We start from the raw sequence: 26268 nt of genomic DNA on the forward strand, positions 1-26268 counted from the left end.
TTGGGAGCGACAGAGCTTTGTGACCGTCGCAGCCCATGAAAGAGGAGCATTATAATGGGAAAATTTCAAGTAATTGATCATCCACTTATTCAACACAAACTGACAATCATTCGTGATAAAAACACTGGTACCAAAGTCTTTCGGGAAGTTGTCGATGAAATCGCGATGCTGATGGCATATGAAGTCTCTCGGGATATGCCGTTGGAAGATGTGGAAATCGAGACGCCAATCGGTAAATCCACCCAGAAAATGTTATCTGGTAAAAAAGTCGCTGTTGTGCCAATTTTGCGTGCAGGAATCGGCATGGTGGACGGTATTTTGGAATTGATCCCAGCGGCCAAAGTCGGCCATATCGGTATGTACCGTGACGAAGAAACCTTGGAACCTCATGAATACTTCTTCAAAATGCCGGATGACATCGCTAGCCGTCAGTTGTTTGTGGTGGATCCAATGTTGGCGACAGGTGGTTCAGCCATCATGGCCATCGATTCATTGAAACAACGGGGAGCTTCTAACATCAAGTTTGTTTGCTTAGTTGCTGCTCCAGAAGGGGTCAAAGCATTGCAAGACGCCCATCCAGACATTGATATCTACACAGCCGCTTTGGATGACCGGTTGAACGAAAATGGTTATATCGTTCCTGGTTTAGGGGATGCCGGCGACCGTTTGTTTGGCACCAAATAAGTTTGCACCCAATGAATCCAAAACCTCCGTTGAAGACGACTTCAGCGGGGGCTTTTTTTGAATGAAAATATCTCGGAGTCATTAGTTCGCACATTTTCAGCAAGCAGGTGGAAACTGCTGTAAAAATTAGCAGGTTGAAAGTTAGACCGATAAGAACCGGTTGGAAACACTTTTTTTGCAGAGCGGAAGTTAGTTCATTCATGAAAATCAAAAGAATCGAAACTTTCTCTTTACAAATTTTCGATTTTTCACTATACTTTTATTCGTTGGCAACTTATTGCAACTGCCGACTTAGCTCAGTAGGTAGAGCAACGCACTCGTAACGCGTAGGTCGTAGGTTCGATTCCTATAGTCGGCATCTCAGAAACCCTTGATTGATGGGGTTTCTTTTTTTTTGCACTTTTCATCGCTGGGAGAGTTAAAATACAGTTTGAGATCAACTCTTGGCTCATGAGTGTCCAGCGTTAAAAGGCCTAGTTAACCTGGATGAGTTAGACGGCTAGGTGGCTTTTATGTAATTGTATGATGGTAGTTGAAGGAAAAGGGTAGCGTAAAACGCTCAAAGTATTCACCTTTAAACAATCTATGTGAAGAAATTCTTAACGATGGAGGTGGCGGAGGGAAGATTCCTGATTTTTTTCACAAAGTGTGTTACAATAGGTAATATAAAGGGAGGTATTTTATTTTGGCTACTTTTGGAAAGTTTGATAATACTGTCGTCCCGTCCGATTTGGGTAAGAAATTTCAACCCGAAACCCATGTGCAATTCTTGATTTATGGCAAACCCCAAACTGGTACTGTTACCAAGCAGTTGAAAAATTCTGCGGTGGTGGAGTTGGATCATACGCCTGAAAATGAGCAACTGATCACCCAAAGCAACGGAGTCATGATCATCAATTACAAAAAAATGCAGATGCTTTAATTTAGCAAGCTCGTGCAATCATAAAAAAGTCGTTGCCAACTGGCAGCGGCTTTTTAAATACTTTCGCAAAAGAAACCCATTTCCGGTCACTGTTTTCTTAAGATTTTTTACGGTTGTCAAAGGCGAGGCTTTCTTTTCAGGAGGAAACACTCTATAATAATTGAGTATATCTGAAAATAAGTGATTGCCATGCTTCCTGGTCGTATTTTTTGGCGAGTGACGCATGCGTAGATTAGAAATGAGTGACTAGATGGAGAATAATCTTTCCCAACGACAAGCACGGGCCCCTCATGACAGCCGGATCGACTATGGTGTCATTTTACCCGTTTTTTTATTGTGTATGATTGGTTTGATATCCCTTTACTCAGCACTGTCCCATGATCCTACTGGGCCGTCAGTGATTAAGGGTGTCGTGATGCAAGGATTGTGGTACGCTATCGGGACGGTAGCGATTGTCGTCATCATGCAACTGAAGTCCAAATGGTTGTGGAAATTGACGCCGTTTATTTATGGCGCCGGCTTAGCAGTGATGGCCGCCTTGCTGAAATTTTACGATAAGGAATTGGCTGTAGAAACTGGTTCTAAAAACTGGTTTCGTGTGAGTGCAGGTCTGACTTTCCAACCGTCTGAATTGATGAAAATCGCCTATATCATGATGTTAGCCCTCGTTGTGACCTCTCACAATGTCAAACACAAAAATCGCAACTTACGCTCTGATGGCATATTGATTGCGAAGCTTTTGGCTGTGACCGCCCCTACGATTGGGTTGGTTCTACTGCAAAAAGACTTAGGGACGATGCTGGTCTTTCTAGCGATTTTTGGCGGTGTCTTTTTGATGTCAGGGATTAGCTGGCGGATCATCTTGCCAGTGGTAGGCATTGCGCTCATTCTGGGAGCTGGTCTGATTTTGCTAGTGATGACTGATTTTGGTCGGGATATTTTGACCCAAATCGGCTTCCATCAATACCAATTTAAGCGGATTGATTCTTGGCTAAATCCTTTCCACGATATCCAAGGAGACTCGATGCAGCAAGCTTACGGGATGATGGCGATTGGCTCGGGTGAAATGTTTGGTAAAGGCTTCAACATGTCTGACATCTATGTGCCTGTGCGGGAATCGGATATGATTTTTACCATGATTGGTGAAATGTTTGGCTTTGTAGGTTCCGCTTTTGTGGTATTGATTTATTTTGTTTTGATTTATCAAATGGTTAAAGTCTGCTATGACACCAATAACGAGTTTTATACCTATATTTCGGTAGGGATTATCATGATGCTTTTGTTCCACGTCTTTGAAAATATTGGCGCTAATATTGGTCTCTTGCCCTTGACCGGGATTCCATTGCCCTTCATCAGTAAAGGGGGATCCTCGATCTTGGGGAATATGATTGCCATAGGACTGATTTTATCTATGCGTTTCCAAGCGGGGGCATCCAAAAATAACGAATAACTTAATTTTTTAGCGAGAACAGTTGACAGGGGAGGTTCATATGTTTACATTGTATTGGTATCCAAAATGTAGCACTTGTAAGAAGGCCAAAGCGTGGCTTGAGGCGCAAGACGTCTCTTTTGACACCGTGGATATGATTCAAAATCCACCTAGTGCAAGCCAGCTACAAGCTTGGATGACAGCGAGTGATTTACCGATACGCCGCTTTTTCAATACTAGCGGTCAGAAGTATCGGGAAATGGGCTTGAAAGATCAAGTCCCAACTTTCTCAGTAGCAGAAGCGGCTGAATTGTTAGCAACAGATGGCATGTTAATCAAACGTCCGCTTTTAGTAAAAGATGGTCAATTGTTGGCTATCGGGTTTAAAGAAATGGATTACGAAGGAGCAATCAATTAATCATGGAAAAAAAATGTTTGAAAACAACCGATAACTTGTGGGTACTGTTTAACGGATCAGAGTATGTCGTAGGTTTGACGAACCAAGCCCAAGAAGAGCTGGGAAAAGTCACTTTTGCGAACTTGCCTAAAGCTGGTACTGAAGTCAAACAAGGGCAACCCGTGGTGGAAGTGGAAGCTGAAAAAGCTGTCCAAGAATTTGTTGCGCCACTGTCTGGGGTTATCTCTTCAGTCAATGACAAAATTGCTGAAAACATCGATGTCTTAAATGATGAAGATGAAATGAACGCTTGGTTGTTATCCTTAAAAGGTGTCGATACGGCTGAATTTGATAATTTGTAAACTAAGTTACTAGAGTAAAGCCAGTAAAGCCTACAGAGAAATCTGTGGGCTTTTTTTAATAGATAAAGAACTCATAAAAAGTTAAGCTCCAAAAAGCCTGATATATCAGTAATTAAGTGGCCTATCATGCCGATATTGTGACGCCTGAAAAAGGTGCTTGCCACCTTTCAAAGGAAGGTTAATGATTAAAGAAAAGCAATCACTTATCGATAAAACAAGGAGGATTTCTCGGAAGGTGGTTCGCCTGGTTTTCTTTGAATCAGATAAGATGGAATGAGGGGTTATAGATAGCTTCTTATGAGTGTCGTGTCAGTCCCCTCAATGGAAAATCTTTAAAAATCTTAGCAGCGAATAAAAGATTATGCACACCTCCATGACGACTCTTCAAAAAAAGCGAAGGAGAAACAGCTTTTTTATGGTCTTTTTACTTTTCTTTAAAGAGGGTTAATTAAAATAGTTTTCATAAAACGAACAAAGTGGAAAACTGATAGGAGTGATGATTGCGGGAAAATTTAAAAAACGACGGTAAACTGAAATGAGATTTTCCTTTTTTTAGCTGAATTTATTTAAGAAAACTAGACTTGAACTTTCTTCACAACAGGGCTATGCTAGTCAATATAATTTTCTGAAAATTTTCTTTTTAACAAAGGTTAGGAGTAGTTAGTAGAATGGAAAAAGAAAAAACATTTATGGGACAACCTAGAGGCTTATCCACCCTCTTCTTCACAGAAATGTGGGAACGATTTAGCTATTACGGCATGCGGGCAATTTTGCTGTACTACATGTACGATGCTGTGACTAGTGGTGGGTTAGGCTTGGAAAAAGGAACGGCTGTCGCCATTATGTCGATTTATGGTTCCTTAGTGTACATGTCTAGTATTGTCGGTGGCTGGATTTCTGACCGCTTATTAGGTTCTCACAAAACGGTCTTCTTCGGTGGGGTCTTGATTATGTTCGGGCACATTGTTTTAGCCACCCCATTTGGTTTGCCAGCGCTATTTATCTCGATGATTTTGATCGTTATCGGGACCGGGATGTTGAAGTCCAATGTTTCCAGTATGGTGGGCCATTTGTACAGCCCTAAAGACTTGCGACGAGATGCTGGGTTCTCGATCTTTTACATGGGGATCAACATCGGAAGCCTGATCGCACCGATTATTGTCGGGGGCTTAGGACAAAATGTGAACTATCACTTAGGTTTCTCTATTGCAGCGATTGGGATGTTCTTTGGTTTGTTACAATACCATTTCCAAGGAAAGAAAACGTTGAACAACATCGGGACCCAAGTCACCAATCCTTTAGTTGGTGCTGAAAAGAGTGCCTTCTTTAAACGTTTGGTAGTGGCTGTCGCAGTTGTCGTTGTTTTATTTGGTGGAGCAGCTCTCTTAGGTCAATTGACAGTGGACTTCTTCATCAATTCCATCAGTGTCTTAGGGATTTTGCTGCCAGTTTATTACTTTACTTCTATGTTGCGTTCAAAAGATGTGACACCAGATGAAAAACAAAAAGTCCGGGCGTATATCCCATTGTTCCTTTCAGCGATTGTCTTTTGGTCATTAGAAGAACAAGGTTCATCCATTTTGGCCTTGTTTGCGGCGGAACGTACGCAATCAACCTTGTTTGGCATTCATATTCCAGCAAGTATGTACCAAACGTTGAATCCTTTGTTTGTTGTCTTACTGACACCAGTCTTTGTTTGGCTGTGGACGAAGATGGGCAAAAAACAACCAACCACCGAAGTTAAGTTTGCAATCGGTTTGATTTTCGCCGGTTTATCCTTTGTTTTGTTGATGTTCCCAAGTATGTTCTTCGGTGTGGATCAACGGGTCAGCCCAATGTGGTTGGTAGCTAGTTTCTTTATCATGATCGTCGGTGAAATGTGCTTGTCGCCAGTTGGCTTATCTGTCACTACGAAACTAGCACCGAAAGCCTTTGAAGCGCAAACTATCGCTATTTGGTTGCTAGCAGATGCTTCTTCTCAAGCAATCAATGCCCAAATCGCACGCTTCTACACGCCAAGTACAGAAGGCATGTACTTTGGTGTTGTCGGTGGGATCGCCGTGGTAGTCGGGATTGGCTTATATTTGATTCGCAAACCTATCCGTCATTTGATTGGAGAAATTCATTAAGGGGTTTGTGAAGGTTGAGAAAGCTCAACTAGTGGAAAGTCTCCGAAAATTTCTGAAAGTTTTTTATTGACACCGCTAGGGCAGCTTGCTATAATCATCATCAATAACAACATACAACTGAAAGCTTTGAAAAGAAGAGTACATGTCAGAGCCGTACACAGAGAGCCCTGTTTGCTGAAAAGGGGTAACGGAAGATGAGATGGAAGATGGTCTTTGAGCAGATCAAGTGAGCCGTGGCGAGCTTGGTACGGGGACGCCCGTTATAGCGTCACGGTATACGATTTGTCTGCCTCACAGATGGTGGAGATGGGATTAAGTCAAGTACCGATGGAGGTTATTATTGTGAAATAATAACGAATTAAGGTGGTAACACGAAATGGTTAGTCGTTTCGTCCTTTGCAGCAGCAATGCTGGATTGTGACGAGACGACTTTTTTGGTATTCCAGGTGGAAAATCAGCGCTTTTCAGCAGGTTTTTCTGCTATAGTGAAACCATGAGGGTGGCGAGAGTCTCAGGGAAGGCCGCCACCGTTAACAGTGATAGAAATGGAGACAAAACAATGGCATTGATCCAATTGAATCATGTGAAACGTATTTTTGATGTGAAAGGCAAGGAAATTCGCGCCGTGGACGACGTCAATCTGACAGTCGAAAAAGGGGATATTTATGGGATTGTCGGTTATTCTGGCGCTGGTAAAAGTACCTTAGTCCGTTTGCTCAACGGGTTGGAGTTAGCGACAGCCGGCGAGGTGATCGTGGATGGCGAAAATATCGCCGCGTTGAATAAAAAAGACTTGCGCCATTTCCGTAAAAATATCGGGATGATTTTCCAACATTTCAACTTGCTTTGGTCCCGTACGGTGGTGGAAAATATCGAGTTTCCTTTAGAACTTTCTGGAATGAAAAAAGCCCAACGCCGACAACGGGCGGAAGAACTGATGCAACTGGTGGGGCTGGAAGGTCGAGGAGATGCGTATCCTAGCCAATTGTCCGGTGGCCAAAAACAACGGGTCGGGATTGCCAGAGCCTTGGCAAATAATCCCAAAATCTTATTATGTGATGAAGCGACCAGCGCCTTGGACCCCCAAACCACTGATGAAGTGTTGGAACTTTTGTTAGATATCAATCAAAAATTGCATTTGACCATTGTTTTGATTACCCATGAAATGAATGTCATCCGCAAGATTTGTAATAAAGTCGCCGTGATGGAGCTAGGGAAAGTGGTGGAAGAAGGCGCAGTAGCGGAAGTCTTCCGGCATCCACAACAAGAAGTCACCAAGCGTTTTGTCCAACAGGATTTGAAACCAAGTGAAGATCCGCAAGAAGTGCTAGCAGAATTCATTCAGGAAAATCCCGATGGTGCTTTGCTGACTTTGACCTTTAAAGATGATAACGCCAATGAGCCGGTAATTTCTCAAGCTATTCGTCAGTTTAATGTGGATGTCAATGTGGTTTATGGAAATATCCGCCAAGGAAAAGAAGGGTCATTTGGGACGTTGACGGTCTTATTGACCGGTGACAAGGAAGCTATCAAACAGGCAATCGATTTCTTTAATCACCAAGAAGTAGGCGTGGAGGTATTGCATCATGGATAAGAGTTTTTCGGAATTATATTTGAACTTTGATAAGGTAAACTGGGAACGAATGCAAGAAGCTACTTTCGCTACTCTGGCGATGACGGTATTTTCTTTGGTAGTTGTCTTAATTTTAGGTTTCTTATTAGGTCTCGTGTTATATAGCCTTAGTCGTAAGAAAAGTCCGGCCTATAGTATCTTATACAATTTAGTCTCGGTGATTAGCAATATCTTCCGCTCGACCCCCTTTATGATTTTGATGGTGCTGATCATGCCCTTTACCAAAGCCATCGTCGGAACGATTATCGATTGGCCGGCTGCCTTGCCTGCTTTGATTTTATCAGCTGCGCCTTTTTACGCGCGGATGGTGGAAATTGCCTTGCGGGAAATTTCTCCTGGTGTCATCGAAGCGGCCAATGCCATGGGTGCCAACAGTTGGCAGATCATGTATAAAGTGTTGATTCCTGAAAGTATGCCAGCGTTGGTCTCTGGCTTTACCGTGACGGCGGTTTCCATGATTGGCTTTACGGCTATGGCTGGAGCAATCGGTGCGGGGGGCTTAGGTTCACTGGCTTGGTCAGAAGGCTTCCAGTTGAACAACCAAACCGTGACGTTGGTGGCCACCGTGATCATCTTAATCATCGTATTTATCGTCCAAGGTTTAGGGGATTTCTTGACTAACAAGTTGGACAAACGGTAAACCTGCAACAATTTAATATTGGGGATTCGCCGCACCGGAGCAATCAAATCGCGGCTTTGGAATAGTGGGTTTTTGACAAATACAAGAAAAAAGGAGAACTGGATATGAAAAAGATTATTGGACTAGCAGCAACATTTTTATTGGCTTTTGGCGCTTTGGCCGCTTGCGGAAACGCAGATCAGGGGACAGAAGCATCTAGTGGTGACAAGGATAGCAAAACTTTAGTGGTAGGGGCTTCACCAAGTCCTCATGCAGAAATATTAGAAGCTGCCAAACCGGTTTTGGAAAAAGAAGGTATCACTTTGGAGGTTAAGACCTTTACTGATTATGTAATGCCTAATAAAGCTTTGTCAGAAAAAGAGATCGATGCCAACTATTTCCAACATATTCCTTATTTTGACAAGCAAGTCAATGAATACGACTACGATTTTGCCAATGCTGGCGCAATTCACATTGAACCAATGGGGATTTATTCTAAAAATATCAAAGCTTTAGCTGATATTAAAGAAGGAACCAAAGTCATTACCTCAAACTCAGAATCTGACTGGGGCCGAATCTTAACTATCTTGGAAGATGCTGATTTGATCAAGTTGAAAGATGGCGTGGAAAAAACTACCGCTACGTTCGATGACATTGCCGAAAATCCGAAAAAGTTGGAATTCAAACATGATATTGATCCTGGTGTCTTGATTCCAACTTATGAAAACGAAGGGGATGCCCTCATCGCTATCAACGCGAACTTCGTCTTAAGTGCGGATATGACACCAACTGAAGACTCATTGTTATTGGAATCTGACAACTCACCATATGCCAACATCATTGCCGTCCGCAGTGGTGATGAAGACAAAGATAGCATCAAGAAATTGGTCGCCGCTTTGCATAGTGACGAAGTGAAAAAATTTGTTGATGAAAAATGGCATGGTTCTGTGAAAATCGTGGATGCAAACTAAGCAACTTATCTTTTGAAAAGCGTACTAAAACAGGAAGCAGACCGGCTTTCCCACTATCTTGGGAAGGCCGGTCTGCTTTTGTGTTAAAAGATTAAGCTACCAAGGCTTACAAAATGATGTTGCGATTTGTTAAATTAGCTCCGGCAATATTGAAAAAACAGACCAGAGTGTTAAAGCGAAACCGCAAATGGAACTTTTACTTGGTTTTGTCTAGTGAGTTCCCACTTAGAGGATCTTTTTTGATAGACGGAAGCAAAGCAGGGGTGTCTTTATTCAGCCTCTAAGATCCATAGCCGACTTGAGAAATCACTTTGAGTTTCTGGTGCGCCAAAAGTAGTAGTGGAATTTTTGCGGGTATCGATTCCGATGGCCATCAATTCATCACCTGTGTAGGTAATGGTTTCGCCAGTCGGGCCCGTGGTCAAGGTGTAGTGTTTGTCAGGAGCTAACCCAGCTAGTTTGACCCAGTTGAAAGGTTCATCCACCTTGTTTAAAATCTGGAAGAAACCGACGATGGCTTTTCTTTGATCTGGGGCAACCACCATCCAAGCGGTATCGTTGCCATCACCGAACCCTCCGGCGACTGTGGCAAACGGTGAGCGTAAACGATAGAAACGACCAAATTGCAATAAGTTCCGGTGTTCTTTCATAAAGGCTATTTGCTCTTTGACTTGGGCAATTTCTTCTGAGGTTAATTGATTCAAATCCAGTTCATAGCCAAACGTCCCAAATAGGGCCACTGCTGCCCGGGTAGACAGAGGAGTCATGCGTCCTACTTGATGGTTGGGTGTCATGGAGACATGGGCTCCCATGGCGGAAACTGGATAAACTAAACTAGTGCCATACTGGATTTTCAAACGACAGATGGCATCACTGTTGTCCGATGTCCAGGCTTGGGGGGCATAATACAACATCCCAGCATCAAAGCGACCACCGCCGGAAGCACAGGATTCAAATAAGATCTGGGGAAACTCGCTAGTCAGGCGTTCGTAAAGCGCGTAGACACCCAAAATGTAACGATGATAGATTTCCCCTTGCTGACTGGCTGGGCGACTACTGTCAAAAGCCTCGGAAATACTCCGGTTCATATCCCACTTGACGTAGTCGATTTTTGCTTCTCGTAAGATTTGGGCCATCTGTTGGTAAATGTTATCCACGACTTCTTCGCGGGCAAAGTTTAAGACGTACTGATTGCGGTATTGACTCTGCTGACGATGAGGCGTGTGAATAATCCAATCGGGGTGCTGGCGATATAGCTGGGAGTCTTTGTTGACCATCTCTGGTTCGAACCAAAGACCAAATTTTAGACCCATGTCAGCGATTTTTTGCGAAAGACCGGCAATGCCATTGGGGAGACGGTCTTGATTTGGGGTCCAATCCCCTAAACCGGCACGATCACTGGTACGTTGGCCGAACCAGCCGTCATCCAACACAAAAAGTTCTACCCCGACTTCTTTAGCCGTTTGGGCGATGGCGAGGAGTTTTTCTTCTGTAAAATCAAAATAAGTGGCTTCCCAGTTGTTTAATAAAATCGGCCGTGCTTGGTCCCGCCACCGGCCTCGTGCCACGCGTTTCTGCAGCAACTTGTGGAAAGTAGCGCTCATTTGATTCAGGCCTTTATCGGTATAGACAAGTAACGCTTCCGGGGCTTGAAAGCTTGTACCTGGTAAGAGTTGCCAACTAAACCCTTCTGGATGGATTCCTAATTGCAAACGGGTCATATCAATACTATTGACTTCTGCTTGGAGTAAGAAATTACCAGAATAAACAAAGGTGGTGGCGATGACCTCTCCTTGGGTTTCGTCAGCTGTTGGTCGTTTGAGGGCCGCAAATGGATTGTGATGGGGGCTGGAGTGTCCCCGCAAAGAGTAGATTGCCTGACTCCCGTGGGCCAATGGACGCTCTTCAATTTCTCGTTCTCGACCCCAGGCGCCGGCAAGCTGCACCCATTCGTATTTTTTGTCTGGTAAATCTAGACTCAAAGATAACAAACGCTCCACTTGCAAGTTTTCGTTTCCGTTATTTGACAACTTGACGCTGCGAGCGATAATGCCACCAAATGTCGGTGCGAAGAGGGTGTAGCTGAGGGTAGCGGTGACTTTGGTAAGGGCATCTAGCAGCTGGATTTCCAAGGTCCAAGCTTCCTTGGGATTTTCGACGTAACTCGCAGGAAGACCGGCCAGATTTTCCTTCCCGGCAAAGATGCGGTGGCTTTGGTAACGGAAATCCGTCACGGTGGCGCCGTTTTCTTGACGAATTTTGACAGCTGCTGAACGCAAATCTGTGGCCCCAAAATCAGGAAATTCCTGTTTGACGTTTTCATAGGAGTAGCTACTGTCATATTCCAGTATTGAAGCCGACATGGCATGGGTGGTGAAGTTGAAGAGGTGGGAGAAATTTTCGCGATGCTGGATCGGTTTACCGAAATACAGCTGGAGCAGTTTGCCGTAATCGTCGACCATCATGATGTAGCTGAGGTTGTCATTTTGCAGATGGAAGGTGCGGCTAGTTGCTTCATAATGAATTGCAAAGGGATAGTTTGTCATGTGTTCCTCCTTAAAATAACCCGAATTCAGATGTTTAAGCAATTTTTTGAAAGGGGTTTATTGTTGCCTATATTGTAAGAGTCGCAAGTATAAAAAGCGATAGCCTAATCTTAGTAAAATGTAGCAGAGTGTCAGGTGTTTTGGCTTTTTTTAGGGAAGAGCGTTGAGGTCAGGTAAGTAAAAAACCTACCAAAAATTGGTAGGTTTAGGTGTTTTTTCCGTAGCGACTGGGAGTGCAGCCGAAGTAGTCTTTGAAGGCTCGGGAAAGGCTTTGCGACGAGGTATAACCCACTTGGAGCGCGATTTCGGCTATGGATAAATCAGTGGTCAGCAGTAAATCTGCGGCTTTTTCCAACCGCAACTTCTTTAAATAAGCTTGCGGAGAGCGCCCCAAAAGTTTAGTCATCAACTGGCTGAAATAGGTTCGATTTAAGCCTACTGAATGACTGATTTCAGCAATAGTCAAATCACTACGGGAATAATGGTTAGCGACATAAAGTAGAAAGGAATCCTGATAGGTTTGGCGCCAGCTGTTACCACTAGTGACCGTTGGCGTGTGACTACTTTCAAAATGACTGAAAATCCCATAAAAAAGACTCTGGGCTTTAAATTTATTGGCGGGTTGATAAAGATCAAGGGCTAGTAGTTTTTCAAATAATGTCACCACTGTTTCCGGTGCAATGACCTGCCCACTGTGAACATCATTGGTTAAAGCAGCGGTGGTCAACAAGTTTTCCGCTTGGGTGCCATCAAAGCCCAACCAATAGTATTCCCAGGGGTCCGTATCATCTGCTTGATAAAAGATGCGTTCCCCCGGCCGGATGAGGAAAAAGCTCGGCGCAGTCAAGTTAAGGGTCAGACCATCAACTTGAAAGCGCCCCTGACCTTGGCTGACAAAGTGAAGCAAATAATTTTCTTTGACGGTGGGACCAAAGGAATGATTCGGCCAACAAACTTCATGGCCGACATTGAAAAAGTAAAAATCTTGCAACAGGCGCTCCTTGACAAAATGGTTGTCAAACTGATGGGGGCGGGTCATAGGTTTTCCTCCAGCGCCGTGTTTGTAGTCAGCAGCCAGTCAAACATTTTTGTAGCAGTGGCCAAATCGGGAAAATCATAAAACAATGTCCGACCCGTTTTAAAAATCGTCACATTTGGCTGGGGTTCTGCGGGCAAATGAGGCCCTTTTTTGGTTAAAACGACGCGTAAGGCGAGCTTATTTTGCAAGGGTTTTTCCTCGATGGCTGCCAAATGGTGAGCGATGACAGCTAGATCGATGGGGGCGGGTAATTGCCCTTGGAAGACGTGTCCGCAAACTTTTTTTAGTTGGGGAAGCGCCACAGATTGTTGCTTTGCACAAAGAGGACAAGCCGGATTCTTCGTTATCTGAAAGGTTTGTACCTGGCCTTGCCAGACATCGGCTACTAGTAATTGTTGCCAATCTAGTGACTCTGGCTCCAGCAAATAGCGATAGGCTTGTCCGACTTGGAGACTAGACACCAAAGGAATCAGGGGGGTGATGACGCCAATCGTTTCACAACTTTTTTCAGCTAGTTCCGCCATTTGGGGAAAGACGCAGTTGAGACAAGGGCCCTTTGCTGGGTGGAGGGCCATCACTTGGCCGGTGGTTCCGGCGCAAGCTGCAAAAATAAAAGGTAGTTGGTAATGAAGGCAGAAGGTGTTGATAGCCGAACGCACCAAAAAATTATCGGTGCAGTCCAAGACCAAATCCAAGTGCCCTAAATCTTTGACTAGTAATTCATCAAAAGACATCGGCAAGGCTGTGATAGTTACTTGGGAGTTAATCGCTAAAAGGGCGTCTTTAGCCGCGGCGACTTTGAGACGTTTTGTATGGGCATCGGCTTCTGTGAATAAGGTCTGTCGTTGCAAATTCGTAAAGGAGACGGTATCGGGATCCACCAATAGCAGTTCCCCGACGCCACCGCGGACTAGTTGTTCAGCAGTGTAAGTCCCCAACGCACCACACCCGACAATTAACAGGCGACTATCTTGTAATTTTTCTTGCCCGGTGAGACCAACTTTTCCCACTCGGATTTGGCGATCATAACGAGACATAGCAATTTCCTTTCAATCTGGTAAAATGAGAGTCGAACCTACCCACTAGCTGGTGTAGGAAGAGAGAAATCAATGTCATTAGCTATCAAAATCAATGGAGGCAAGTTCATGGAAGAATTGACCCATTTTAACCAACAACAACGAGCAAAAATGGTAGATGTCACTGAAAAGAATGTCACCTTTCGCGAAGCCACAGCGACTTGCAAAGTCATCATGGCACCGGAAACATTGGCCCGCATCCACGCTGGTCAAGTCAAAAAAGGCGACGTCTTAGCGGTGGCTCAGACTGCAGGCATCATGGCCGCCAAAAAGACGAGTGAATTGATTCCCATGTGTCATTTACTACCTTTAAACGGTGTCGATATCTTGTTTACAGATAATCATCAAGATACGCTAACCATCAGCGCCACCACCAAAGTCAGTGGCAAAACCGGCGTAGAGATGGAAGCCTTGTGTGCCGTTCAAGTGGCCGCTCTCACTGTTTACGACATGTGCAAAGCGATGGATCGCGGCATGATCATCAGCGATTGTCACCTAGTGGAGAAAAAAGGCGGCAAAAGTGGCCATTTTCAGTTTCAAGAGCCTAATGGATAACTGGAGCAGCTGCTTGCGGGCAGCTGTTTTTGTATACAGTTCAAAGTTTATTCCATAATTTTCATTAAAGCAACTGTATTTAGAAAGGGCTTTCGTATATAATGGGGAGGACAAGAAAAATATTCATGTAAACTAAAAAATAGTAAGAAGGTAGTGACATGGCTTTTATCAGATTGCAATACGAACCCATCGATGTACTGGCTTGTTACCAAAAAATGAAAGCGCCAGCATTTGGCGGTATCGTGACTTTTTGTGGCACGGTGCGGGAATGGACGGGGGAACTCCAGACCACCTTTATCGAATACACCGCCTATGAAGAAATGGCGGTGAAAGAGCTGCGAAAACTCGCGGCTCCCATTGAAGCAGCTGGTGGCAAGGTAGTGATCGTCCACCGCTTAGGACCGTTGGAGATTGAAGATGAAGCAGTCTTTATTGGGGTGGCTACTGCTCATCGGAAAGAGGCTTTTGAGGGCTGTCGGCAGATTATCGATCAGCTGAAAGAAGCGGTACCCATTTGGAAGAAAGAAATCAATACTACCGGTGAGCGCTGGGGAGGGGAGCTAGCCCATGACTGACATTAAACTGTTTGCCTACTTGGCAGAGACCTTGGGCGCTACCATCAAGGTCCAGCTACCCAAGACCTTCACCAAAAGCCAGCTTCTGGAAGCCGTGGCCCAAGGTTTTCCTTTAATGAAAAATGAAATCATGACTTGCAATGTGGCAATCAATCAGACCTTTGCTACAGAAGGGCAGGTCTACGAAGTGGCGGAAATCAAAGAAATCGCCTTGATTCCGCCAGTGAGTGGAGGATGACAAAAATGACAACAACACCAGCAATCGTTTGTAACCAGACTGCTAAAAAAGTTTTGCAGGAAGGACAGGCTGAGTTGACGTCGCCCGCAGAAACGACGACTTTGCGGGATTCTTATGGTCGGGTCCATGACTATATTCGGATTTCTATCACCGATCGTTGCAATCTCCGCTGTGTCTATTGCATGCCAGAAGAAGGGCTGCCATTTTTCCCAACAGATAAAGTTCTTAGCGGCGACGAAATCATTCAGATGGTAGAAAACTTCGCCCACATGGGAATCAGCAAAATTCGCCTGACTGGTGGAGAACCATTGTTGCGGCGGGATATATTGGAAATTGCACAGGGCATCGCCAATGTGCCAGGCATCACGGATTTGTCGGTCACCACCAATGGTTTAGCCTTGTCGCGTCTGGCAAAACCGCTGTGGGAGGCGGGCGTCAAACGGCTGAACATCAGCTTGGATACCTTTGATGCTGCTCGTTATAAAACTATTACTCGTGGCGGCAAGCTAACAAAAGTCTTGAAGGGACTGGAGGTTGCCAGTACCTTACCTTTTGAGCAAATTAAAATCAATACGGTGGTCATTCGTGGTCAAAATGAAGACGAACTGGTAGCTTTTCTTCGTTATACTTTGGAGCATCCCGTGAATGTCCGTTTCATCGAATTTATGCCCATTGGGACGGAGCGTAAACAGTGGGAATCTCAGTATTATGGCATCGAGGGCGTCTTTGAGATCTGCCGCCAAAATGGTTGGGACTATACCCCCATTGATTATGCAGGCAATGGCCCTTCGGAAAACTACCAAATTCGCGGCGCTCGTGGCAGTTTTGGCTTAATTCACCCGGTCAGTTGCCAGTTTTGTGAAGGCTGTAACCGTTTGAGAGTGACGGCGGACGGCTGTTTGAAATCTTGCCTCTTTTGGGATGATGAAGACAGTCTTCGGGAAAGTATCAGCGATTTTGAAGCCTTTAGCAAAAAGGTTCACCAAGTTTTAGCCGTGAAACCGAAAAACCACGAGATGGCTTTGGCCCGCCAAGAGGAGGTCAAAGACAAAAAGCCCACCTGGCGTCATATGAGTCAGATTGGTGGATAAAGAAACAAACAGCGCTACTCCGGGGAGTGGCGCTGTTTGTGGTTGAGTTAGTTTAGTTTTCCAGTAAAAATATTAAGTTATCATTTTTGAAATTATCTGCCTAAACGCCTTTCAGCAAGTTGATAGACCTCTTCATCATCACATTTGCCGACAACAATAATTTCAATAATCTCGATTCCCAAATCAGATTGTCTAAAAACAACTCTTAATCCAAGCTTTTTATGCTTTAACTTGCGACAATCAGCCAGCTTTCCTCGCAATTGCTGGCCTGTCTGCATCCCTGATTGCTCAATTTTGAGCATCGACTTACGAATGTGGATTTTTTGGCTATTATCAAGTTTTTCGTAGTCTTGTAGTGAATCTTTCGTAAATTTGATTTTGAAAGTCATTCCCAACCATCCTCAACTTGATCCAAATCCTCCCGCCAATCCTTACCCATTACAGTTTCTGAACTATAGTATTTTTTCGTAGATAGTTCAAAAGGAATTTTCTGTTTTGCTACGATTTGTTTAAAGTAGATATTTATTGCTGTTGTAAAATCCAAGCCCAATTCTTCCAATGTTTCAGCAGTTGCTTTTTTCAATTCAGAATCTAGATTAACGTTTAATCTTTCTTTAGTAGCCAAGGTTATTCATCTCACTTTCCATACACCAATTATACTCCAAAAAGGTGTATGAAACAAATCTAGAATCCAAATAATGAATATTTTGCTTAGAATATTTAAATAAGAGAATGTCATATAAACATCTTTTTTAGATAGGCTTTTATGAGTTGTTTACGGCTTTCTAACTTACTCTGACGAAGGGTGGCAGTGTTGTCAAGCTGCTCAAAAAAAGCGCCGAGTCAAAGGAATGTTCGGAATTTGCCCGTGTCCTATGAGAAATATGCAGAAATTTTCAGAATTCTTTTGACATTATTTCTGCCATTCTCTATAATAACGAAAACAACATAATGACTGCTTTGAAAAGAAGAGTACGAAGCGTGGATTTTTACAGAGAGCTCCGAGGGGTGAAAAGGGGCATTTGAAGCGTTTGGGAAGATGGTCTTTGAGCAGACGAGGGCGAACGCCTCCCACCAAGTTTGGTGGAGTCGCTAGTTCTCGACGGGTGCGCCCGCTATTGCGCCACGGTCTTGCAAGCCAGTACTTATTCTTGGTTGCAGTACCTGGTGAGGTTGGTCCAGTGATGTACCGACGAATAAAGGTGGTCACGCGAATAGTCGTCCTTTCATACATTTTTTGTATGGAAGGCTTTTTTTTACCCTTTTTTGCTTTTGGCTGCAGTCATAAGTTAGCAATGGAACTAGAAAAGGAGGAGTCTGTATGCCTATCAAACTGACGGAGGGGTTTCCCGCCAAAGTCATTTTGGAAAAAGAAAATATTTTTGCCCTCGATTCCAAGCGAGCCAGGAGTCAAGATATTCGGCCCTTGCGTTTGGTGATTCTAAATTTGATGCCCACCAAGATTGATACCGAAATTCAATTGTTACGGCTAATTTCGCAAAGTCCTTTACAAATTGATGTGGATTTTTTGCGAATTGCCACTCATCAGCATAAAAATACTAGTCTCCATCATTTAAACAAGTTTTACCTGACCTTTCCGGAAATTGCGCAAAAGCGTTACGATGCTTTAATCGTCACGGGGGCCCCGGTGGAGCAGTTGGCCTTTGAAGAGGTGGATTACTGGCAGGAGTTGACAACAATTTTTGATTGGGCGCAGGAGCACACCACCATTCGGCTGCATATTTGTTGGGGTGCCCAGGCGGCTTTGTACCACTATCATCAGGTGGCGAAAGTTCCTTATGAGAAAAAGTTATTTGGGATTTTTGCCAACAAAGCGGTGGGACATCATCGTCTGACCCGCGGCTTTGATGATTATTTTTACACGCCACAATCCCGTTACACGGGGATTGATGAGGAGGCTTTAGCTCGGTGTTCTCAACTGATGACCATTGCCCGAAACCCAGAAATTGGTGGGACGATGTTTGTCAGTCGCGATCATCGCGAAGTCTATGTGTTAGGTCATTTTGAATATAGTACCGAAACTTTAAAAAAAGAGTACCAACGAGATGTGGCTCGCGGGTTGGCGACAGAAATTCCGGAAAACTATTTCCAGTACAATTACCCTACCGATGCTATCAAAAACACCTGGCGCGGGCACGCCTACTTATTTTTCCACAATTGGCTAAACGATGTCTATCAAGTAACTCCATATGAAATTGAGAAAATCGGTAGCGTCTTGCTGTTGCCAAAGCAGGCAGACCATTGAGCAACCCTTAGTAAAAAGCCCGCTAATTTGCTTGCAGCGGCAGCGCAGTTGAGTTGAAAAAAATAAAAAGAAGAAAGGGTGTCAGTTTATGACAAAGAAAAACGCAACATTTTTAGCTCAGATTGGTAATCACAGTGATCCTTATACCGGAGCAATTTCGGCGCCGATTCATTTATCGACTACCTATGCTCATCCCAAACTTGGTGCCTCCACGGGTTTTGACTATACCCGAACCAAAAATCCCACTCGTACTGTATTGGAAGAAGCCCTAGCGCAGCTGGAAGCTGGTAGTCAGGCAGTGGCAACCAGCTCGGGAATGGCAGCCATCCAGTTAGTATTTGGTCTTTTGCCGCGAGGGGCTCAAGTACTAGCTAGTCGTGATTTGTATGGTGGGAGCTATCGTTTTTTTAACTATCTTGAAGAACAGCAGGGGGCAACTTTTACTTATTTCGAAGCGCAAGAAGAAGTGTTGGACTTATTGGAACGAGACGAGGTGGCGGCGGTGTTTCTGGAAACGCCCACCAACCCTTTGATGCAAGTTTTTGATATCGCTAGGATTGCTGAAGCTGCTCATGCCAAAGGAGCCAAGCTAATTGTGGACAATACTTTTTTGACACCATTGCGGCAACAGCCTTTAACCTTAGGGGCCGATTTTGTCGTTCATTCTGGCACGAAGTTTCTCAGTGGACACAATGATTTATTGGCTGGGGTGGCCGTGGCTAAATCCCCCGAAGATGGTGAGGCGTTGGCTTGGTTGGCCAATACCACCGGTGGCACATTGGCGGCGTTTGATTCTTGGTTATTTATTCGAAGTTTGAAAACTTTGTCCTTGCGATTGGAGCGGCAAGAGAGCAATGCCCGCTACTTGGCTGAACAGCTACAAGCCCAGCCACAGGTGAAGGAAGTCTTGTATCCTGGAATTGGTGGGATGATTAGTTTGCGGGTGGGGGATGCGACCAAGGTACCTGCTTTTCTGGAGGCCTTGAAACTATTTACTTTTGCAGAAAGTCTCGGTGGAGTGGAGAGTTTGGTGACTTATCCCACTACGCAAACCCATGGAGATATCCCGCAAGAATTGCGAGAAAGTTACGGTCTGACACCGGATTTGGTACGATTATCGATTGGTATCGAGGAGGCGGCGAATTTATTGGCTGACTTACAGACTGCTTTGGCGGTTTTTGAGTAAACCGGGGAGACAAAAAAATCTTAAAAATCTGCCCTTAATCTGGTCTAGACATTTGCCATGAAAAACAGATGGTGCTATAATCGGACTATACCAAAACACAAGAAAGCAGGGCTGATCATGGAAATCATTCGCGTAAAAAATGCTGAAGAAGGCGGCAAAAAAGCTTTTGAACTAATCAAAGAAGGTATGGCGGCAGGAGTTAAGACTTTAGGATTAGCGACAGGCAGTACCCCAATCACTCTTTATCAAGAAATGACTAACTCGGATTTGGATTTTTCTGAGATGGTTTCAGTAAACCTTGATGAATATGTCGGGTTAGGTGGGGACGATGAGCAAAGTTACCGTCATTTTATGAACACTAACCTTTTTGATAAAAAACCATTTAAAGAAACTTTTGTGCCAAATGGGAAAGCCAGTGACTTGCAAGCCGAATGTCTGCGTTATGATGATGTGATCGCTAAGCATCCAGTGGATATCCAAATTTTGGGGATTGGTGTTAATGGCCATATCGGCTTTAACGAACCAGGTGCTGATCTTGAAGGGAAAACTTCTTTGGTACACTTAACTGAATCCACTATCGAAGCCAATAAACGTTTCTTCGATAAAGTAGAAGATGTCCCTACTCAAGCAATTTCTATGGGAATCGGCTCAATCATGGAAGGCAAGCAACTGATTTTGATGGCTTATGGTGCCAACAAAGCTGACGCGATCAACGAAATGATCAATGGCCCTGTGACGAACCATTTGCCAGCATCGGTCTTGCAAAACCATGCCAATGCAATTGTCATTGTCGACGAAGCAGCGGCAGCCAAATTATAAGCGCAAATAAGTGGGAAGCTGAAGGAATGTGTGAAAGCATTCTTTCGGCTTTTTTAGCTTGAATTTATAAAAATTCAAGCCCCAAAAAGACTGATGTATCAGGAATTAAGTGGTGTATCATCCTGTCTTTTTGATGTCACGAAAAAGGTGAAATTTAGCGATCTAATAATTGATCTGACGATAGCTAGACTGGCAAATGCCAAATACAAAGCAATTTGTCATTGTAAGTTCATCTTAGCGGTTTCTGCTTAGATGTAACTGTATGTGCAAATGCACCTTTAGCTTTGCCTTTGAACTACTGTCACATAACACTGCTTCAGCTGTGTTATCAAGCTCTTTTTTCAATTTTTACTAATCTTTTTTCGCGATTTCTCTGCTAAAGGCAACGGATTCATGAAATATACCAGTTGTAAAAGCTTAACTGAAACACAATAGATAGTGTTTTATAAATTGTAAGAACACAATATCTTGTGTTTTTTTGTGAGCAAAACTTTTGACTTCAGGGGAGGCTTCGCTATACTGAGACTACACAGAGAAAAGTAGGAGGACGAGAAGATGAATATCACACTCTATTCAAAAAATAACTGCATGCAATGCAAGATGGCTAAGCGTTTCTTGACTGAAAATAGTATTGCTTTTACTGAAATAAATATCGACCAACAACCTGAAGCAATCACGACGCTTAAGGCGGCCGGCTTCCAGTCAGTGCCTATTATCATGAAAGGTGAGAAAGCGATTGTCGGCTTCCGTCCCGATCAATTGCGACAACTTGCTTCTTAACTATGGACTAATTCATCGTTGGCTACTGCTACCAATGGATTTGCCAGCTATTGTGGCTGGTGAGTCCATTTTAATTTGATAACAGAAAGAAGGATTTCTATGAGTCTGAAAACATTGACGGACGTCAGTTATTATAAATTGAACAATGAAATCAATCGACCAGTAAATGGGCAAATCCCGTTAAACAAGGACCAAGAGGCGCTGGCCGCTTTTTTTGAAGAAAATGTTTTACCCAATACCATGACCTTTACGGATATCCATGAAAAACTAGCTTATTTGGTAGACCATGAGTATTTGGAAGCGGAATTTTTGGCCCAGTATTCACCGGCATTTATCGAAAAACTCTACCGCTTTTTGGAAGAGCAACATTTCCGCTTTAAATCCTTTATGGCAGCCTATAAGTTTTATTCTCAGTATGCCTTGAAAACCAATGATGGGGAATACTACTTGGAAACTTATGAAGACCGGGTGGCGGTGAATGCCTTGTATTTTGCTGAAGGAGATGAGGCGCTGGCCTTGACACTAGCAGATGAAATGATTCATCAGCGTTATCAGCCGGCAACACCATCTTTTTTGAATGCTGGGCGGAAGCGACGGGGAGAATTGGTTTCATGTTTCTTAATCCAAATCATGGACGACATGAACTCCATTGGCCGCGGCATCAATAGCGCCTTACAGCTTTCCCGTATCGGGGGTGGCGTGGGCATCACCTTGAGCAATCTTCGAGAAGCTGGGGCTCCGATCAAAGGTTATGAGGGGGCAGCTAGTGGCGTGATGCCGGTGATGAAACTGTTTGAAGACAGTTTTAGTTATTCCAACCAGTTGGGACAACGACAAGGTGCCGGTGTGGTCTATCTTAATGTCTTTCATCCGGATATCATCAATTTCTTGTCAGCTAAAAAGGAAAATGCCGATGAGAAAATCCGTGTCAAAACTTTGTCCCTAGGTGTTTTAGTACCGGATAAGTTTTACGAATTGACCCGTAACAACGAAGAGATGTACCTGTTTTCACCTTATAGCGTAGAGCGGGTATATGGTGTTCCTTTTTCTTATTTGGATATCACGGCGGAATATGACAAGCTTGTGGCGGACCCTCGCATCAAGAAAACCAAGCTTCGGGCCCGCGATTTGGAAAATGAAATTTCTAAATTGCAACAGGAATCTGGCTACCCGTATGTGATAAATATCGATACCGCCAATCGCAGCAATCCCATCGATGGTAAAATCATCATGAGTAATCTTTGTTCAGAAATTTTGCAAGTGCAGCAACCGTCATTGATTAATGGCAAACAAGAGTATGAAGTATTGGGGACCGATATTAGTTGTAATCTGGGTTCGACAAACATTGTCAATTTGATGGCTAGTCCCGATTTTGGCCGGTCAGTCCAAGCCATGACTCGTGCGTTGACTTATGTGACGGATCATTCCCATATTGATGTGGTGCCTTCCATCGAAAAGGGCAATGAAGAAGCCCACACGATTGGCTTAGGTGCGATGGGACTACACACCTATTTTGCTAAAAATCATCTGGAATACGGTTCGCCGGAATCCATTGAATTTACCGATATTTACTTTATGTTGTTGAATTACTGGACGTTGGTGGCTTCAAATAAAATTGCCCAAGAACGAGAGACGGTTTTCGTTGGCTTTGAAAAATCCAAATATGCGGATGGTAGCTATTTTGACGAATATATCCAAGGGCAACATCAACCACAATCAGATCGCGTAAAAGCGTTGTTTGACGGAATTTTTATTCCTACGGCAGCTGATTGGCAAGCTTTGCGAGATCAAATCCAAGCGACGGGCTTGTATCACCAAAATCGGTTGGCAGTGGCACCCAACGGCTCGATTTCTTATATCAATGACACCAGTGCCAGTCTTCATCCAATCACGCGGATGATCGAGGAACGGCAGGAAAAGAAAATCGGTAAAATCTATTATCCGGCGGCTTATCTGTCCAATGATACGCTACCTTATTACAAGTCCGCTTATGATATGGATATGCGGAAAGTCATTGATGTGTATGCGGCTGCTCAAAAGCATATCGACCAAGGTATGAGCTTGACGTTATTTATGCGTTCGGAAATCCCAGCAGGTTTGTACGAATGGAAGACCGAGACGGCTAAGCAAACTACGCGGGATTTGAATATTTTGCGCCATTACGCCTTCAACAAGGGGATTAAATCCATTTATTATGTCCGCACCTTTACCGATGACAATGAAGAAATCGGCTCCAATCAATGTGAAAGTTGTGTGATTTAGCAACTGGCCGAATAAAAGCCCGCAAGCATAGGCGGCGGAGGTAAATAAAAGGAGGCAATACTGATGAGTGAAACCTATTATGAAGCGATTAACTGGAACGAGATAGAAGATGTCATCGACAAATCCACTTGGGAAAAGCTGACCGAACAATTTTGGTTGGATACCCGGATTCCTTTGTCTAATGACTTGGATGATTGGCGCAAGCTGTCTGCCGAAGAAAAAGATCTGGTGGGAAAAGTCTTTGGTGGCTTGACTTTATTGGATACCGTCCAATCAGAAAGTGGCATGGATCAACTGCGAAAGGATGTCCGCACCCCCCACGAAGAAGCGGTATTAAATAATATTCAGTTTATGGAATCTGTTCATGCGAAAAGTTACTCTTCAATTTTTTCTACGTTAAATACGACTGCTGAGATTGAAGAAATTTTTCAATGGACCAACACCAATGTCTATCTTCAGAAAAAAGCAGAACGAATCAATGAAATCTATAAAAATGGTAGCCCTTTGGAAAAGAAGATTGCCAGCGTCTTTTTAGAAACCTTCTTGTTTTACTCTGGGTTTTACACCCCGTTATATTATTTGGGAAACAACAAGCTAGCTAATGTGGCAGAAATTATCAAATTGATTATCCGGGATGAAAGTGTTCATGGGACGTATATCGGCTATAAGTTTCAGCTAGGTTTCAATGAACTAGCAGAAGCGGAACAAGAAGAATTAAAAAGCTGGATGTACGATTTATTATATGAACTCTATGAAAATGAAGAACAATACACCGCTGAACTTTACGATGGCATTGGCTGGACGGAAGAAGTCAAAACTTTCCTTCGTTACAATGCCAACAAAGCCCTGATGAATTTGGGACAAGATCCTTTATTCCCAGATACCGCTGACGATGTCAATCCCATCGTTATGAACGGGATTTCCACCGGTACCTCCAACCATGATTTCTTCTCCCAAGTGGGGAACGGTTATTTGTTGGGGACGGTGGAAGCGATGAAAGATGATGACTATTTGTTAGGGATGTAACCAATCCTTGCTATGAGACCGTTTCTCTGAAAAGAGAGGCGGTTTTTTTTTAGATTTAGAACTTATAAAAATTAAGCTCCAAAAAGACTGATGTATCAGAAATTAAGTGGCCTATCATGCCGATATTTTGATGCCCAAAAGGTGAAATCTAGCGACCTAGGAATTGGGTTGACGGTAGCTAGACCGGCAAATGCCAAATGAAGACCAAATTTGTCATTGCTAGTTCATCTTAACGGTGTTTGTTTAGATGAACTGAATGCGCAGACGCACCTTTAGCTTTGCCTTGCGCATTCAAACTTAGAGTAAGTGGTGCAAGCACCACAAATTTAAGTAATTCATTACGCATCTTCAGAGCTACTGTCAATCCAATTCGACTCTGCTAAATCTCACCTTTTCACGGTACTCATGCTACCTACAAGAAAACAATTTGCTAGATTTACGAAGCAAAGGGAATTCATCCCTTATCGATAAAACAGGGTGGCCCTGTTTTTTATAGGCGAGGCTATTCCAATATGAAGGCGCTTGAATTAGTGGAACTATGCTACACTATTGCCAATGGAGGGATGGCTGTGATTACTTTTTACTTACTCTTGCTAGGACTGTTGGGAACTAGTTTATTGGCAGTCTTTAGTTGGCTGGCGGATTGGTTACAGACTAGTGGCGCCGTGATGCTGGTCCTGTTGGGTTCTATGATATTTGCATTGTCACCGGTGATGGCTGGTTTTTTGGCATTGTTTTTTGCCATGAGTTACGGCGTCCAAGGATTGAAAAAGTGGGGGCTTCCACCAAATCCTACTGATGCCCATGAAATTATTGAAAAAGCTGGTGCTCGCGATGCTGGACAGGTAGTGGCCAACTGTGGGCCATTATTGGCGGTTTTGGTGGGACAACGTTGGTTGGTATCTGGGCAAAGTAGTTTGGCTGTTACTGAGGCAAGTTTGCCTTTTTTATTGGCGGAAGTCGCCGTCATCGCTGGAGTGGCAGCAGATACTTGGTCTTCCGAAATTGGGGTTTTATCTAGCAAAGCGCCGCGGTCCATCGTAAGTGGTCGGAAACTGGCGTCAGGGCTTTCTGGTGGCGTTAGTTTATTAGGAACGATGGCCGGTGCTGGGGCCGCAATCATTGTCGCAGGCCTTTGGTGGGGGGGCAATCAGCTTTTTCGCCCGGAGGCTACTACCTGTGCTTTTTTCTGGGTCCCGGCCTTGGCTGGCTTTGCGGCAACTTGGATCGACAGCTTATTGGGAGGGACTGTACAACAAAAATACCGCTGTGCCATTTGTGGGAAGATCACTGAACAACGGCAGCATCATGGCGAGCTTACGACCAAAATCAGTGGCTTACCGGGTTTTAACAATGATACAGTGAATTTATTGACGGGTTTATTGACGCTGTTGCTTGCCTTTTGGCTTCAAGGTTTATGACATTTTTTAGGTATTATGTTCTCTTAAATGGCTAGCGCCGACTTGGAAGGTCTATGCTTCTAAGTCGGCGTTTTTTAGCCTCAAATTTTCCAAAGCGTTCAATCATTTAGTTTCATGATTCTTACCATGCTTATTTTTCATGTGAATTTCCTTACAAAATCCATAAGACCATTGACTTCTCGGGAAAATCGCTTTATTCTACTAATTAGAAATCAATTGAGAACGATTATCAGTCGCTTGAG

Annotated in this window: 25 protein-coding genes, 1 tRNA gene and 1 other annotated feature; of the genes, 21 read left to right on the forward strand and 5 right to left on the reverse strand. The window is 43.8% G+C overall.

The window, feature by feature from the left end:
- Nucleotides 1-54: 54 nt before the first annotated feature.
- From upp to ACO03U_RS00400, 10 genes are all read left to right on the forward strand, one after another.
- The gene (gene upp / locus ACO03U_RS00355) at nt 55-684 is read left to right on the forward strand and encodes a uracil phosphoribosyltransferase (RefSeq protein ID WP_161869926.1); all 630 of its coding nucleotides are present in this window, start codon (nt 55-57) and stop codon (nt 682-684) included.
- A gap of 285 nt (nt 685-969) precedes the next feature.
- Nucleotides 970-1042: transfer RNA gene (locus ACO03U_RS00360), tRNA-Thr, on the forward strand.
- A gap of 327 nt (nt 1043-1369) precedes the next feature.
- Nucleotides 1370-1606 carry a hypothetical protein gene (locus ACO03U_RS00365; RefSeq protein ID WP_161869937.1) on the forward strand — a complete coding sequence of 79 codons (237 nt, stop codon included), beginning with the start codon at nt 1370-1372 and terminating at the stop codon, nt 1604-1606.
- A gap of 250 nt (nt 1607-1856) precedes the next feature.
- Nucleotides 1857-3056 (forward strand): FtsW/RodA/SpoVE family cell cycle protein, encoded by a 1200-nt coding sequence (locus tag ACO03U_RS00370; RefSeq protein WP_161869938.1) that lies wholly within the window; start codon nt 1857-1859, stop codon nt 3054-3056.
- 40 nt (nt 3057-3096) lie between these two features.
- Nucleotides 3097-3453, forward strand: a complete 357-nt coding sequence (locus ACO03U_RS00375; protein WP_161869939.1) for an arsenate reductase family protein — start codon at nt 3097-3099, stop codon at nt 3451-3453.
- Nucleotides 3454-3455: 2 nt separating this feature from the next.
- On the forward strand, nt 3456-3794 hold the full coding sequence (locus ACO03U_RS00380) for a glycine cleavage system protein H (protein WP_204684888.1): 339 nt from the start codon (nt 3456-3458) through the stop codon (nt 3792-3794).
- Between the two features lie 668 nt (nt 3795-4462).
- A complete protein-coding gene (locus tag ACO03U_RS00385; protein WP_161869941.1) occupies nt 4463-5923 on the forward strand; it encodes a peptide MFS transporter in 1461 nt (486 codons plus the stop codon).
- A gap of 117 nt (nt 5924-6040) precedes the next feature.
- Nucleotides 6041-6323 (forward strand) — a binding site (T-box leader).
- Between the two features lie 159 nt (nt 6324-6482).
- Nucleotides 6483-7517 (forward strand): methionine ABC transporter ATP-binding protein, encoded by a 1035-nt coding sequence (locus ACO03U_RS00390; protein ID WP_161869942.1) that lies wholly within the window; start codon nt 6483-6485, stop codon nt 7515-7517.
- Complete coding sequence (locus ACO03U_RS00395) at nt 7510-8196, forward strand: methionine ABC transporter permease (protein ID WP_204684887.1); 687 nt, start codon at nt 7510-7512, stop codon at nt 8194-8196. Before ACO03U_RS00390 ends, ACO03U_RS00395 begins: the two co-directional genes overlap by 8 nt.
- A gap of 104 nt (nt 8197-8300) precedes the next feature.
- On the forward strand, nt 8301-9146 hold the full coding sequence (locus tag ACO03U_RS00400; RefSeq protein ID WP_204684886.1) for a MetQ/NlpA family ABC transporter substrate-binding protein: 846 nt from the start codon (nt 8301-8303) through the stop codon (nt 9144-9146).
- Between the two features lie 269 nt (nt 9147-9415).
- Here the strand turns inward: ACO03U_RS00400 and ACO03U_RS00405 are convergent, their stop codons facing one another.
- From ACO03U_RS00405 to ACO03U_RS00415, 3 genes are all read right to left on the reverse strand, one after another.
- The gene (locus ACO03U_RS00405) at nt 9416-11692 is read right to left on the reverse strand and encodes an alpha-galactosidase (protein ID WP_204684885.1); all 2277 of its coding nucleotides are present in this window, start codon (nt 11690-11692) and stop codon (nt 9416-9418) included.
- Nucleotides 11693-11897: 205 nt separating this feature from the next.
- Complete coding sequence (locus ACO03U_RS00410) at nt 11898-12731, reverse strand: AraC family transcriptional regulator (RefSeq protein WP_204684884.1); 834 nt, start codon at nt 12729-12731, stop codon at nt 11898-11900.
- Nucleotides 12728-13768 carry a HesA/MoeB/ThiF family protein gene (locus tag ACO03U_RS00415; protein WP_204684883.1) on the reverse strand — a complete coding sequence of 347 codons (1041 nt, stop codon included), beginning with the start codon at nt 13766-13768 and terminating at the stop codon, nt 12728-12730. The genes ACO03U_RS00410 and ACO03U_RS00415 overlap by 4 nt, the downstream gene beginning before the upstream one ends.
- A gap of 108 nt (nt 13769-13876) precedes the next feature.
- Here ACO03U_RS00415 and moaC point away from each other — a divergent pair, with 108 nt between their 5' ends.
- From moaC to moaA, 4 genes are all read left to right on the forward strand, one after another.
- A complete protein-coding gene (moaC, locus tag ACO03U_RS00420; protein ID WP_204684979.1) occupies nt 13877-14362 on the forward strand; it encodes a cyclic pyranopterin monophosphate synthase MoaC in 486 nt (161 codons plus the stop codon).
- A gap of 158 nt (nt 14363-14520) precedes the next feature.
- Entirely contained in the window at nt 14521-14937 is a 417-nt protein-coding gene (locus ACO03U_RS00425; protein ID WP_204684882.1) for a molybdenum cofactor biosynthesis protein MoaE, read from the forward strand.
- Nucleotides 14930-15175, forward strand: a complete 246-nt coding sequence (locus ACO03U_RS00430; protein ID WP_204684880.1) for a MoaD/ThiS family protein — start codon at nt 14930-14932, stop codon at nt 15173-15175. The genes ACO03U_RS00425 and ACO03U_RS00430 overlap by 8 nt, the downstream gene beginning before the upstream one ends.
- A 5-nt stretch (nt 15176-15180) precedes the next feature.
- Nucleotides 15181-16266 (forward strand): GTP 3',8-cyclase MoaA, encoded by a 1086-nt coding sequence (gene moaA, locus ACO03U_RS00435; RefSeq protein ID WP_204684877.1) that lies wholly within the window; start codon nt 15181-15183, stop codon nt 16264-16266.
- A gap of 92 nt (nt 16267-16358) precedes the next feature.
- On the opposite strand, the gene ACO03U_RS00440 is transcribed toward moaA, so the two are convergent.
- Both ACO03U_RS00440 and ACO03U_RS00445 read right to left on the reverse strand, forming a co-directional pair.
- The gene (locus tag ACO03U_RS00440; protein ID WP_204684875.1) at nt 16359-16655 is read right to left on the reverse strand and encodes a type II toxin-antitoxin system RelE family toxin; all 297 of its coding nucleotides are present in this window, start codon (nt 16653-16655) and stop codon (nt 16359-16361) included.
- Entirely contained in the window at nt 16652-16891 is a 240-nt protein-coding gene (locus tag ACO03U_RS00445; RefSeq protein ID WP_161869952.1) for a type II toxin-antitoxin system RelB/DinJ family antitoxin, read from the reverse strand. Before ACO03U_RS00445 ends, ACO03U_RS00440 begins: the two co-directional genes overlap by 4 nt.
- A 696-nt stretch (nt 16892-17587) precedes the next feature.
- Between ACO03U_RS00445 and ACO03U_RS00450 the strand changes: the two genes are divergently transcribed.
- The 7 genes from ACO03U_RS00450 (at nt 17588) to ACO03U_RS00480 (ending at nt 26026) form a co-directional block, all read left to right on the forward strand.
- On the forward strand, nt 17588-18532 hold the full coding sequence (locus tag ACO03U_RS00450) for a homoserine O-succinyltransferase (protein ID WP_204684868.1): 945 nt from the start codon (nt 17588-17590) through the stop codon (nt 18530-18532).
- Between the two features lie 88 nt (nt 18533-18620).
- The gene (locus ACO03U_RS00455) at nt 18621-19718 is read left to right on the forward strand and encodes a PLP-dependent transferase (RefSeq protein ID WP_204684867.1); all 1098 of its coding nucleotides are present in this window, start codon (nt 18621-18623) and stop codon (nt 19716-19718) included.
- A 117-nt stretch (nt 19719-19835) separates the two neighbouring features.
- A complete protein-coding gene (gene nagB, locus ACO03U_RS00460; RefSeq protein WP_204684866.1) occupies nt 19836-20537 on the forward strand; it encodes a glucosamine-6-phosphate deaminase in 702 nt (233 codons plus the stop codon).
- Nucleotides 20538-21092: 555 nt separating this feature from the next.
- A complete protein-coding gene (nrdH, locus tag ACO03U_RS00465; RefSeq protein WP_161870147.1) occupies nt 21093-21317 on the forward strand; it encodes a glutaredoxin-like protein NrdH in 225 nt (74 codons plus the stop codon).
- A gap of 99 nt (nt 21318-21416) precedes the next feature.
- Nucleotides 21417-23579, forward strand: coding sequence for a class 1b ribonucleoside-diphosphate reductase subunit alpha (nrdE, locus tag ACO03U_RS00470; RefSeq protein WP_204684865.1), 2163 nt, complete (start codon nt 21417-21419; stop codon nt 23577-23579).
- Nucleotides 23580-23642: 63 nt separating this feature from the next.
- Nucleotides 23643-24605 carry a class 1b ribonucleoside-diphosphate reductase subunit beta gene (nrdF, locus tag ACO03U_RS00475; protein ID WP_161870149.1) on the forward strand — a complete coding sequence of 321 codons (963 nt, stop codon included), beginning with the start codon at nt 23643-23645 and terminating at the stop codon, nt 24603-24605.
- Between the two features lie 512 nt (nt 24606-25117).
- Nucleotides 25118-26026: a DUF92 domain-containing protein gene (locus ACO03U_RS00480; RefSeq protein WP_204684864.1), complete on the forward strand. Its 909-nt coding sequence runs from the start codon at nt 25118-25120 to the stop codon at nt 26024-26026.
- Nucleotides 26027-26268 lie beyond the last annotated feature (242 nt).

Source organism: Enterococcus diestrammenae (assembly GCF_049384045.1).
GTDB lineage: Bacteria > Bacillota > Bacilli > Lactobacillales > Enterococcaceae > Enterococcus_C > Enterococcus_C diestrammenae.